The 12,107-nt window shown below is 68.0% G+C and carries 11 protein-coding genes; 4 read left to right on the top strand and 7 right to left on the bottom strand.

The annotated features are described in order from the left end of the window. Positions 1-50 precede the first annotated feature (50 nt). Together M9799_RS00765 and M9799_RS00760 are read left to right on the top strand one after the other, a co-directional pair. Positions 51-938 (top strand): LysR family transcriptional regulator, encoded by an 888-nt coding sequence (locus M9799_RS00765; RefSeq protein WP_231042524.1) that lies wholly within the window; start codon positions 51-53, stop codon positions 936-938. A 158-nt stretch (positions 939-1,096) separates the two neighbouring features. Beyond that, complete coding sequence (locus M9799_RS00760; RefSeq protein WP_231042523.1) at positions 1,097-1,528, top strand: hypothetical protein; 432 nt, start codon at positions 1,097-1,099, stop codon at positions 1,526-1,528. Positions 1,529-1,582: 54 nt separating this feature from the next. Here the strand turns inward: M9799_RS00760 and M9799_RS00755 are convergent, their stop codons facing one another. The 4 genes from M9799_RS00755 to M9799_RS00740 form a co-directional block, all read right to left on the bottom strand. Continuing rightward, the gene (locus M9799_RS00755; RefSeq protein WP_377006942.1) at positions 1,583-3,160 is read right to left on the bottom strand and encodes an MFS transporter; all 1,578 of its coding nucleotides are present in this window, start codon (positions 3,158-3,160) and stop codon (positions 1,583-1,585) included. A gap of 2 nt (positions 3,161-3,162) precedes the next feature. Beyond that, positions 3,163-5,052, bottom strand: a complete 1,890-nt coding sequence (locus M9799_RS00750; RefSeq protein ID WP_231042521.1) for an amidohydrolase — start codon at positions 5,050-5,052, stop codon at positions 3,163-3,165. 61 nt (positions 5,053-5,113) lie between these two features. Then, a complete protein-coding gene (locus M9799_RS00745) occupies positions 5,114-5,785 on the bottom strand; it encodes a hydrolase (RefSeq protein WP_231042520.1) in 672 nt (223 codons plus the stop codon). Between the two features lie 46 nt (positions 5,786-5,831). Further along, on the bottom strand, positions 5,832-6,551 hold the full coding sequence (locus tag M9799_RS00740) for a pirin family protein (RefSeq protein WP_231042519.1): 720 nt from the start codon (positions 6,549-6,551) through the stop codon (positions 5,832-5,834). Positions 6,552-6,691: 140 nt separating this feature from the next. On the opposite strand from M9799_RS00740, the gene M9799_RS00735 reads away from it, so the two are divergent. Then, entirely contained in the window at positions 6,692-7,594 is a 903-nt protein-coding gene (locus tag M9799_RS00735) for a LysR family transcriptional regulator (protein WP_231042518.1), read from the top strand. Here the strand turns inward: M9799_RS00735 and M9799_RS00730 are convergent. Beyond that, complete coding sequence (locus tag M9799_RS00730; RefSeq protein ID WP_231042517.1) at positions 7,591-8,799, bottom strand: MFS transporter; 1,209 nt, start codon at positions 8,797-8,799, stop codon at positions 7,591-7,593. The two genes, M9799_RS00735 and M9799_RS00730, sit on opposite strands and share 4 nt — an antisense overlap. A gap of 147 nt (positions 8,800-8,946) precedes the next feature. Here M9799_RS00730 and M9799_RS00725 point away from each other — a divergent pair, with 147 nt between their 5' ends. Beyond that, complete coding sequence (locus M9799_RS00725) at positions 8,947-9,852, top strand: LysR family transcriptional regulator (RefSeq protein WP_231042516.1); 906 nt, start codon at positions 8,947-8,949, stop codon at positions 9,850-9,852. Positions 9,853-9,919: 67 nt separating this feature from the next. Here the strand turns inward: M9799_RS00725 and M9799_RS00720 are convergent, their stop codons facing one another. Then, positions 9,920-10,903, bottom strand: coding sequence for a Bug family tripartite tricarboxylate transporter substrate binding protein (locus M9799_RS00720; protein ID WP_231042515.1), 984 nt, complete (start codon positions 10,901-10,903; stop codon positions 9,920-9,922). 437 nt (positions 10,904-11,340) lie between these two features. Beyond that, positions 11,341-12,099: an SDR family NAD(P)-dependent oxidoreductase gene (locus M9799_RS00715; RefSeq protein ID WP_231042514.1), complete on the bottom strand. Its 759-nt coding sequence runs from the start codon at positions 12,097-12,099 to the stop codon at positions 11,341-11,343. Between the last annotated feature and the right edge of the window lie 8 nt (positions 12,100-12,107).

The following is a 12,107-nucleotide window of genomic DNA, read 5'->3' as shown; positions in this document are numbered from 1 at the left end:
ACACCAGAAGGAACCGAACCTAAGATGCGGTTTTTCCAGAAGGACATCGGATGCTGAATTTCCGCCATCTCTACTATTTCTGGATGGTCGCCAAGGAAGGCGGCTTCGCGCGCGCCGCCGAACGCCTGGAGATGGCGGTGCAGACCATCAGCACGCAGGTGCGCGATCTGGAGCGGTCCCTGGGCCACCAGCTGCTCAAGCCCGCGGGCCGTGGCGTGGCGCTGACCGAGGCCGGGCAGGCGGCTTTTGCGCGCGCCGAGGAGATCTTCGAGCGCGGCCAGCGCATTGCCGACGAGGTGCGCGAGGCCGGCAGCGCTCCGGTGGCGCGGCTTGCAGTGGGCTTGTCCGACGGCATTTCCAAGCTGGCCGCGCATGCGCTGCTGGCGCCGGTGCTGGCCACGCCCGGGCTGCGCCTGGTGTGCCACGAGGGCGAGTTCGACGAGCTGCTGTCGGAGCTGGCGCTGCATCAGCTCGATATGGTGCTGGCCGGGCAGGCGGCGCCGCACCATCCCGCGCAGCGCCTGTCGAGCCAGCGCATCGCGCGCTCTTCGCTGCAGTGGTTTGGGCCGGCATCGCTGGTCAGGAAGTCGGCGCGCGAGCGCTTTCCGCAGTCGCTGCAGGAGCTGCCGGTGCTGCTGCCCACATCCCATGCACCGCTGCGCTCCACGCTCGATGCCTGGTTCCAAGAGATAGGCGTGCGACCGCGCGTGGTGGGCGAGTTCGAAGACAGCGCGCTGCTGGCGGTGTTCGCGGCGCGCGGGCTGGGGGTGTTTCCGGTGAGTGATCTGGGCGCGGAAGATGTCGGATTGGTGCGGGGGCTGCGCCTGCTCGGATTGTGCCCCGGGCTGCACGAGGAGGTGCATGCGCTGTGGTCGCGCCGCGGGCAGCACCACCCGCTGGTGCGACGGATCGTTGCAGCGGCAGATGCAGACAATTGAAACCCAGACGCTAGATGGATGATAGCTATTGATAATTAAAGTTGATAGTGATAAATTATGAAGCGTGCCGTCCAACGGTTGACGCCATCCGCCCAGCAAGGCTTGCCGGGTGGAAGCAATGGCAAGACGCACGGTCCATCCACGATTCGTTTACCAACATGCTTCTTCAAATCGATCTTCCCCATTACGATCCCCTGTTCATCCTGTCCGAGGCCATTCTTGCCGTCGAGCTGGCCTATCAACCAGGCCAGTTTGTCGAGATTCCAATGGATGAGGATGCCGAGGTGGTGGATCCGGCCCTGCTGGCAGCCGTGATGGATGCCGAAGCGGACCACGGGGTGCCAGCCCTTGTACCCGCGGCAGCGGCGGCGCCGACAGCTGCCGGGCAAATGCGTGAGGGCGGTCCCGCCCCTGCGCCGGACGTCGAAGAACCCGGCGGGCCAGGCGGCGAGTGGCTCGATGCGCTGATCGCCCGGGTACAGAATCCGGGCGAAGGCCATCCGGCATCGGATATGAACTCCGAAGGCCTGCCATCGAGGGCTTTCACCCCCCCGGCGTTCCTGCAGGCCTCAAGATACGCCCCGACCTGAATCCGAGGCAGCGCGCGAGCCGCACCCACCGCGCCCAACGACCCGCTGCATCTCCTACAGCGCCAGAAAATGCCGCACTTGCGGCTTGTCCGGGCCACGGTGGAACTGCAGCACTTCGGTCTGCAGGTCGGCATCGGCATGCGACACGCGCTGGTGCTGGCGCAGGTGTTCGGCCCAGGAGGCGACCATGAACCACTCGATGATCTGTTCGGCATCGGCCGTGTGCTCCATCACGCCCCAAGCATAGGCGCCGTCGCGCAAGCGTTCCTGTGACAGGCGGCGGATCGCTTCCAGAAAGGCCGGCCGGTCCTGCGGCAGCACGCGGTACGCGGTCTGCACCATCACCGGACCGCGGTCGTTTGCGACTGCTTCGCTCATCGCCGGCTCCGGCCAATGGTGGGAGGGCTGCAGATCGGCTTCGCCCGCCGGCAGCCGCACGCGGTGCATCAACAGCGCGACGATCGCCAGCCCCGCGGCGCTGGCCGCCAGCGCCGCCGGCAGGCCGATGGCGCGCGCGACCAGCCCCCAGCCGAGGCTGCCCGCGGCCATCGCACCGTTGAACACCATCAGGTACACGGCCAGGCCGCGCCCGCGCACCCAGTCGGGCACAATGGCCTGGGCCACGCTGTTGAAGGCGGTGAGCGCCGTGATCCAGCCCGCGCCCAGCAAAAGCAGCAGCACGACCGCCAGCCACTGCGGCGGCGCAAGCGCCAGCGCTGCCATGACGGCGGCGCTGAGCAGCGCGGCGCCCAGCACCATGCCGTCGGCATCGAGCCAGCGGCGCAGCCGCGGCATGAGCATTGCCCCGCCAATCGCGCCCACGCCCACGGCGCCCAGCAGCACGCCATAGAAGCCGGCGCTGCCGCCCAGCATCTGCCGCGCCACCAGCGGCAGCAGCGCCCAGACGGCGCTGGCAAATGCAAAGAACAGCGCGGCGCGCAGCAGCACGCGGTGCAGCTCGCGGCTGGCGCGGATATAGCGCAGCCCGGCGCGCAAGGCGCCTGTGAAGCTCTCGGACAATGCGTCGTCGGCGGCCCGGGGCCGCTTCCACCACAGCAGCGCGCCAATGACAAAGACATAGCTCAGCACATCGAGGCCATAGACCACGGCCGCGCCAAAGCTGGCCAGGATCAGGCCGCCCGCGGCCGGGCCGATGGCGCGCGCGATATTGATGCCCAGCGAATTGAGTGCCACCGCGCCCTTGAGCTGCGCACGCGGCACGAGCTCGGGCACGATGGACTGCCAGGTCGGCCCCATCAGCGCCGCACCGACGCCGCCGACGAAGGTCAGCGCGATCAGATATTCCACCGTGAGCGCGCCAGCCTGCGACAGCAGCAGCAATGTGCCGCTCACCGCCGCCAGCACCAGTTGCACGCAGATCAGAAAACGCCGGCGGTCCAGGATGTCCGAGAGCACGCCCGCGGGAATCGCCAGCAGGAAGACCGGCAGCGTGGCCGCGGTCTGGATCAGCGCCACGGCCGTGGGGCTGGCCGACAGGTCGGTCACGAGCCAGGAGCTGGCGACATCGCGCATGAAGCTGCCGGTATTGCCCAGCACCGTCGCGGCCCACAGCACGGCGAATACCGGCTGGCGCAGCGCGGCGAAGCTGCCGGATGTGTGGGTATCAGCCATGCTCATACCGCCCAGCAGGCACAGCCCAGTGCGCCCCAGAAACTCTTGGCGTCGGAGGTGGGCAGCTGTGCATTCCACGCGCCACCATGCGCATGGCCGTGCACATTGCAGGCATTCGCGCAGGCACACGCCGCCGCGGCCTGGCGCGCGAGCTGCTGCAGCGGGCCATTGTCCTTGGCACCCCAGGCGCCATAGCCGCCATAGCGGCGCACCGGCGACCAGTCGGGCATGGCGGGCGGCAGCTGCGCCTCGTCGAACTGCGCGAAGTCGCCCGCGCCATAGACCACCTTGCCACCGACCATGGTGAGCAGCGCCGAAGTGTCGGCAATCTCGGATTCCGGGCAGGCAAAGAAGTCGCGGTCGGGCACCACCAAATCGGCCAGCTGTCCCGCCTCGATGCGGCCCTTCTTGCCTTCCTCGTTGGAGAACCAGGTGACGTTCTCGGTCCACATGCGCAGCGCCTGCTCGCGGTCCAGGCAATTGCGCTGCGGCGTCAGCTGCAGGCCGCCAACGGTGCGGCCCGTGACCAGCCACGACAGCGACACCCAGGGGTTGTAGCTGGCAACGCGTGTGGCATCGGTGCCGGCCGAGGTCTTCACGCCCATCTCCAGCATGCGCTTGACCGGCGGCGTGGCCTCGGCGGCGCGCGCGCCATATTGCTCGACGAAATATTCGCCCTGGTAGGCCATGCGGTGCTGCACCGCCACGCCGCCGCCCAGCGCCGCGACCCGCTCGATCGAACGCTCGGAAATGGTTTCGGCATGGTCGAAGAACCAGTTCAGGCCGGCCAGCGGCGTGTCCTGGTTCACCTTCTCGAACACATCCAGCGCGCGGCTGATGGTCTCGTCATAGGTCGCATGCATGCGCCAGGGCCAGCGGTTCTGCGCCAGGATGCGCACGACTTCCTCCAGATCACCTTCCATGCCGGCCTCGAGTTCGGGGCGCGGCTGGCGGAAGTCCTCGAAGTCGGCCGCCGAGAACACCAGCATCTCGCCTGCGCCGTTGTGGCGGAAGTAGTCGGTGCCCTGCTTGTATTGCGAGGTCGCGGTCCAGTTCAGGAAGTCTTCCTTTTCCTGCTTGGGTTTTTGCGTGAACAGGTTGTAGGCCAGGCGAATGGTCAACTGGTCGGCTTCGGCCAGCTCCTCGATGACGTTGTAGTCGTCGGGATAATTCTGGAAGCCGCCGCCCGCATCGATCGCGCCCGTGACGCCCAGTCGGTTGAGTTCGCGCATGAAGTGGCGCGTGGAGTTGAGCTGGTATTCGCGCGGCAGCTTCGGGCCGAGCGCCAGCGTGGCATACAGGATGGCGGCATTGGGCTTGGCCAGCAGCAGCCCGGTCGGGTTGCCGGAGCTGTCGCGCAGGATCTCGCCGCCGTGCGGCGCGGGGGTGTCCCGGGTGTAGCCCACGGCGCGCAGCGCGGCGCCGTTGAGCAGTGCGCGGTCATAGAGATGCAGGATGAAGACTGGCGTGTCGGGCGCCGCGGCATTGAGCTCCTCCAGCGTCGGCAGGCGTTTCTCCACGAATTGATGTTCTGTGAAGCCGCCGACCACGCGCACCCACTGCGGCGCGGGAGTGATGTCAACCTGGGCGCGCAGCATGGCCATCGCGTCCGCCAGGCTGCGCACGCCGTCCCAGCGCAGCTCCATATTGAAGTTCAGCCCGCCGCGGATGATATGCAGGTGGTTGTCGATCAACCCGGGCAGCGCGCTGCGGCCCTGCAGGTCGATGCGGCGCGTGCCGGCAGCGGCCAGCGCCAGCACCTCCTGGTTGCTGCCGACGTGGAGGAAGCGGCCGCCGGCAATGGCAACGGCCTGGGCGGTGGGGTTGGCGCGGTCCAGCGTGGTGAAGCGGCCGTTGAAAAGAACCAGATCGGGCGTGGCGGGCGTGGGCATGTTGTCTCCTGGGATGTCATCCGATGGGAGCCCCGGGGCGCAGCGCCCGGGGCCGCGGCGATCAGCCTTCGTGGGCGTTGAACATGCTTTTCGCGTAGTTGATGCCGATGCCATATGCGCCGCCAAACTTCTTGGCGATGCCGGTCGTCAACTCATAGGTCTCGCCGCGCGCCCAGTCGCGCTGCAGCTCGAGCAGGTATTGCAGCGCGGTGATCGGGCGGGCGCCGGCCTGCACCATGCGGTCCATGGCGCGCTCGTGGGCCTCGGTGGAGATATCGCCGCAGGCATCGGCAATGACATAGACCTCGAAACCCTGGTCCAGCGCCGACAGCGCGGGGCCGACGATGCAGACGCTGGTCCACAGCCCGGCCAGCACGATGCGCGGCTTGCCGATCTCGTTGACGCGGCGGATGACGGCCCCGTCCTCCCAGGTGTTCATCGAGGTGCGGTCGAGCAGGGCCTGGCCGGGGAAGGGCGCCGTGACTTCATCGAACATCGGGCCACTGAAGCTTTTCTCCGCGACGGTGGTCAGGATGGTGGAGACACCGAAGCCTGCCGCCGCATGGGACACCAGCGCCGCGTTGTTGCGCAGCGTGGTGGCATCGATGGAATGCGTGGCAAAGGCCATCTGCGACTGGAAGTCGATCATCACCAGGGTGTGGTCCTGGGAATTGAGCAGCGTGGCGCCGGGCTTGGCGTAGGCAACGGGCTGGGCGATGTGGGCGTTGGTCATGGCGGTGTCTCCTGAAGTTGAAAAGGGTGGATGGAAAAAGCGTGGCTCACATCGTGGGCAGCTCGTTGGGGCGCAGGTCGAACACCAGCACCTCGGCGTTCTCGCCCTTGCCGAAGCGCAGCGCCGGGGCGTTGCGGATCCGTGCGCCGTCGCCTTCGGACAGGCGCTCGCCGTTGACTTCCAGGCTGCCGCGCGCCACATGCACATACACATTGCGGTTGGCGCCCACATCGAGCGTGGCGGCTTCGTCGCCGTCGAACAGGCCGGCATAGACCCGCGCATCCTGGCGCACCGCCAGCGCGCCGTTTTCGCCGTTGGGCGCGATGATCAGGCGCAGCTGGCCGCGCTTGTCGGCTTCCTCGAAGCGCACCTGCTGGTAGCGGGGCTCGGCGCCGCGCTCGTTGGGCACGATCCAGATCTGCAGGAAGTGCACCGGCTGCTCGGCAGAGTGGTTGAACTCGCTGTGCTGCACGCCGCTGCCGGCGCTCATCATCTGCACGTCGCCGGGAACGATCACCGAGCCGGTGCCCATCGAGTCCTTGTGCGCCAGCTCGCCTTCGAGCACATAGGAGAAGATCTCCATGTCGCGGTGGCCGTGCGTGCCGAAACCCTTGGCCGGGGCCACGTGGTCGTCGTTGATCACCAGCAGGTCGGAGAAACCCTGCTGGCGCAGATCGCGGTAACTGCTGAAGGAGAAGGTATGGCGCGATTGCAGCCAGCCGTGATTTGCGCGGCCCCGGTCGTCGGATTTGCGGATGTCGATCATGATGCGTCCTTTCGTTCGATGAAATTCATGCAAGGTCTTCGGCGTTTTGCTGCGTTCCTTGCTGCGATGGATGTAGTTTCCCGCTTTGTGCAAGTTTCGAGGTTGAAGCTTTTCACGATTCATCATCGATAATTTCGAACATGCTCAAATTGACCCTCGAAGCCATAGAGATCATCGACGCCATTGCGCGCCACGGCTCCTTTGCCGCGGCCGCGGAGCGCTTGTACAAGGTACCGTCCACCATCTCCTACGCGGTCGCCAAGCTGGAGGATCAGCTCGGGCTGGCGCTGTTCGTGCGCAGCGGCCCGCGCGTCACGCTCACTCCGGCCGGCCAGGAAATGCTCAAGGAAGGGCGCTGGCTGCTGACCGCGGCGCAGCAGCTGGAGTCGCGCATGCGGCAGATCGCCACCGGCTTCGAGTCGGAGCTGCGGCTGGTGCATGACTCGCTGATTCCCACCAGCGCCTTCAACCCCGACATCTGCGCCTTCGAGGAGCTGAACTGCGGCACGCGCCTGCGCATAGGCACCGAGGTGATGACGGGCACGTGGGAAATGCTGCGCGAGGGCCGCGCCGACCTGATCGTTGCCGCGGGCGAGGGGCCGCCCGGGGGCGGCTACAAGGCGGTGTCGGTGGGCAGCCTGGAATTCATTTTCTGTGTCACCGCCACGCACCCGCTGGCGCAGATCAAGCGCCCGCTGGCGCGCGACGATCTGCTTCGGCACACGGCCATCGTCGTCGGCGATAGCGCGCGCTCCTCGGCCAGCCGCACGGTGGGGTTGATGCTGGGCCAGCGGCGCATCACGGTGCCCGACATGCAGGCCAAGATCGCGGCGCAGTGCGCGGGCCTGGGCCATGGCTACCTGCCGCGCGCCTGCGTGCTGGGCGAACTCGAACAGGGCGTGCTGGTCGAGCTGCAGCTGGAGCAGCCGCGTCCGCCCGAGGGCTTCTGGCTGGCCTGGAACCCCGAGCGCATGGGCGAGGCGCTCAAGTGGTGGGTGCAGCGGCTCGATCGCCCGCTGCTGCCCGGCATTCTTCCCTGTTAGCGGCGCATGCGCAGGGCAAACGCTGCCAGCGCCGAGGCCGTCGCCAGCGCCGTCACGCCCATCCAGCCCCAGCGCGCGAACAGCAGCGCCGCCGCCGCCGAGCCCAGCGCCATGCCGATGAACATGCCGGTGAACAGCACCGCATTGATGCGGCCGCGCGCGCCCGCGTCCAGGCCGTAGACGATGGTCTGGTGCGCGATCAGAGCCGCCTGCAACCCCAGGTCGAAGCCGATGGCGCAGGCGACCAGCAGCCACAGCTGCGCGCCCGGCGGCAGGAAAGCCATGAGCGCCATGGCGGCAAAAGAGGCCGCCACCAGGCCGGTGCCGACCCGCGTCACCAGCACCGGGCCGCGCCGGTCGGCCAGGCGCCCGGCCACGGGAGCAACGAGCGCGCCCGCGGCGCCAGCCAGTCCAAACGCGCCCGCAGCCGCGGCGCCCAGGTGGAAGGGCGCACCATGCAGCAGCACCGCCAGCGTCGACCAGAATCCACTGAAGCCCACCGCCAGGAGCGCCTGGGCCACGGTCGCGCGGCGCAGCGCCGGGTGCTGGCGCCACAGCGTGGCCAGCGAGCCCAGCAGCGCCACGTAGGGCAGCTGCGTGGTGGCGGCGAAGCGCGGCAGGCGCCGCCATGCGGTCAGCCCCAGCAGCGCGATGCTCGCCGCGGCGCCCGCGAACATCACGCGCCAGCCCCATTGCTCGGCGACGAAGCCGCTCACGACGCGCGACAGCAAAATGCCCAGCAGCAGGCCGGTCATCACCATGCCCACGACCTTGCCGCGCTGGCTGTCGGGCGCCAGCGTCGCGGCCGCGGGCACGATGTCCTGCGCCAGCGTCGCGGCCAAGCCGATGACCAGGCTGGCCGCGAGCAGCACGCCCAGCGAAGGCGCGCTTGCCGCCAGCAGCAGCGCCAGGCACAGCACGATGGACTTGCCCAGGATGATGCTGCGCCGGTCGTGCCGGTCGCCCAGCGGCGCCAGGAACAGCAGGCCCGACGCATAGCCCAGCTGCGTGAGCGTCGGCAGCAGCCCCACGGCCTGCGTGGAGGCCCCGATCTCGCCCCCCAGCACCCCCAGCATCGGCTGGCTGTAATAGAGCGATGCAACGGCCAGCCCCGCGCCGCTGGCCATCAGCAGGGTCAGGGAGTGCGGCAGGCCGGCGGAGGACGAGGGCTGCAGGGCAGCGTTGGGAGCAGGGCGGCTGGACATGGTGTGATCTTTGAAAGCGGGGGCCTGATGGATGCCAGGAACGAAGTGTGAGGCTTGCGCCGGCGATGTGCAGAGATTAGCCTTTGCTCTGGGTTTACTGAATATGTGCATTTCGCAATTCGCCGTTGCGATGGACGCAAAATCGATATGGACAAATTGCTTGCCTTGCGTGTTTTCATGGATGTGGCGCAGACCGGGGGCTTCTCCAGGGCCGCGCAGCGGCGCGCGGTCGCCACCTCGTCAGTCACGCGGCTCATCGACGGGCTCGAGGCATCGCTGGGAGTGGCGCTGCTGACGCGCTCGACACGCCAGGTGACGCTGACCGATGCCGGCGCTGCCTATCTGGAGCAGGTGGCGCGGCTGCTGTCCGACCTCGACGAGGCCGATGCCAGCGTGGCGGATGGGGGATCGGAGGCGGTCGGGCCGCTGCGGGTGTCGGTGCCGGTGAGCTTCGGTCGCCTGTGCGTGGGGCCGCACATCGCCGCTTTCCTGCGCGCGCATCCCAGGGTCTCGCTGGAGCTGGTGCTGTCCGATGCCTATGTCGATCTGGCGGCCGAGCGCATCGACGTGGCCGTGCGCATCGGCACGCCGGAACACCACCCGCAGCTGATCGTGCGCCCGTTGGCCGGACATCGGCGCCATGTGGTGGCGAGCCCGGGATACCTGGCATGCCATGGAACGCCCGCCAGGCCCGAGGATCTGGCACTGCATGAGTGCCTGCGCTTTGCCTACCAGGCGGGGCCGCAGCGCTGGTCGTTCCTGCGCGGCGGCGCGGTGCAGGCGGTGGAAGTCGACGGCAGGCTGGCGGCCAACAATGCGGACATCCTGCGCGAAGCCGCATTGGGCGGCTCTGGCATCGCGCTGCTGGCGCAGTGGCTGGTCGAGGAGGATGTGCGCGCCGGGCGGCTGCAGCGGCTTTTCGCCGACTACGCCATCAATCCACAGGACCAGGACGTGAACATTCACGCGGCCTGGCTGCCCAATCGCCGGCATTCGCGCAAGGTGCATGCCTTTGTCGATTTCCTGCAGCGGCATATGCCTTGCGCTAGTTGATCCAGCCATGAAAAAAGCGCCCGGCCCGGATCGGACAGGGCGCCTTGGCGCAAGAGCGATCGGCAGCTTACTGGATCTTCGCGCCCGAGTCCTCGACGACCTGCTTCGAGGCCTTGAAGTCGGCCTTGAACATGCGCTCGAAGTTGGCCACGCTCATGGCCTGGGGTTCTGCACCCTGGGCCAGGATCGCGTCGCGGATCTCGGGCATGGCCAGCAGGCGGTTGACCTCGGCATTGACCTTGGTGACGATGGCCGCGGGCGTGTTGGCAGGCATGAACAGGCCGTACCAGGTGCTGACGTCGAAGCCCTTGATGCCGGTTTCGGCCAGCGTGGGCACGTCGGGCAGCGAGCTCGAGCGCTTGGCCGAGGTCACGGCCAGCGCGCGCAGCTTGCCGGCCTTGATCTGGCCGATGGCCGAGGGGACGGAGGACACCAGCAGGTCCACATTGCCCGCCAGAGCGTCCATCAGCGCGGGATTGGAGCCCTTGTAGGGCACGTGGGTCAGCTGCACCGCAGCCGCCTTTTCCAGCTGCACGCCGGCGATATGGATGCTGGTGCCGTTGCCGGGCGAGCCATAGGTGATCTTGCCGGGGTTGGCCTTGGCTGCGGCAATGACGTCGGCCACGGTCTTGTAGGGCGAGTTGACGCTGGTGGCGATGACGACCGGCGTATAGGCCACGTGCGCCACCGGAGTCAGGTCGCGCACCGGGTCCCAGGGCAGGTTCTTGTACAGGTACGGGCCCAGCACCAGGTTGTCCTTCTGGCCCATGACCATGTCATAGCCGGTGGGCGCCGCCTTGGCCGCATCGGTGATGCCGATGGTGCCCCCGGCGCCGGCCTTGTTCTCGGGCACGACGGTCCACTTCGTGACTTCGGTGAGCTTGTTGGCCACCACGCGCGCCAGGATGTCGGTGCCGCCGCCCGGGGGGAACGGAATGACCATGCGGATCGGCTTGTTCGGATAGTCGGTGGCAGGGGCCTGGGCGGCGGCGGTGAAGCTGGCCGTGGCAGCGCAGGCCATCACGGTGGCGGTGAGCAGTGGACGAAACATGAAACAACAAACTCCGTTGGCGGATCGAAAGGAACAGCTGGCCGCACGCGCGCGACTGCGGGTGGCAGTGGGACGCTGCGGCCGCTCGGGCTGAAGCAAATGGGCTGATTCGATGATCGGGGAGGGTGTTTCCGCCATCAATGGGTGTTTGTCTCTAGGTCGTAGAGCGACGGCAGGGCGCAAAAACCTGCCGTCTCACAGCCCGTGCCAGGCACAGCGGGGTTGCCGGCTGCGCGATCACCAGCAGCGCGCCTGGTCCGGTGCGCTGCCCTGTGTGGCCCACGGGACGCGGGCTGAGGGGTTGGAGCTTACTGCATTTCGTTACTGCGCCAGGCGCAAGCACGTGGTAGCAGTCCACGTCAACGGGGCTTTGCAGCGCGCTCGGGGCCATGGCCCCCGGGCCATGCCCTGAGGGCCATGCCCTCAGGGCCGTGCCCTCAGGGCTGGCGTATGTCCGCCACCGGCTGTTCGCCGAAATCCGCGCGCTCCAGCCAGGCCAGCACCTGCCGCGCCGCCTGCTCGGGCGAGGCCAGCTGGTCATGGCTCTTGAGGTCGGCAAAGCGCTGCAGATCGGGAAATGCCGCGGGGTCGGCATTGCGCAGCTGGATCTGCATGTCGGTGTCGATGACACCCGGCGCCAGCGAGCACAGCTTCGCCCCATGCGGCTTGAGCGACTCCTCCAGCGCCACGCAGCGCGTGAAATGGTCCAGCCCGGCTTTGGCAGCGCAATAGGCGGCCTGCGAGGCCATCGGGCGCCGTCCCAGGCCCGAGGAGATGTTGAGCACCTTGCGCTCGGCCGGCCAGTGCTCGGTGGCGCCGAGAAAGGCCGCCGTGAGCAGCATCGGCGCCTCGAAGCCCACGCGCAGCGCGGGCGACAGCTCCGCGGAAGTCAGCGAGGACAGCGGCGCAATGGCCGGCATGGCGCCCGCGTTGTTGATCAGCGTGGCCTGCGCGAAGCGGCCCGAGGGCTGCTGCCTGAGCCAGTCGCCCAGCTGCACCGCGGCTTCGGCCGGCGCGCCCAGGTCCACGCTCCACTGCTGCAGCGGCGCGCTCGCAGCCGCCGCGGCTTCGGCCAGCGCCTCGTTCTGGTTGCGCGACAGGCAGATCAACTCGTGATCGGGGTGCAACAGTTGCCGGGCCATGGCCAGGCCCATGCCGCGCGAGCCACCGGTGAGGAAAATCAGATGGGATGTCATGGGGGAAT

The sequence above is a fragment of the Comamonas endophytica genome (genome assembly GCF_023634805.2).
GTDB lineage: Bacteria > Pseudomonadota > Gammaproteobacteria > Burkholderiales > Burkholderiaceae_C > Comamonas > Comamonas endophytica.
The sequence above is the reverse complement of the archived record's forward strand: the minus strand, read 5'-3'. Positions and strand labels throughout refer to the sequence as shown.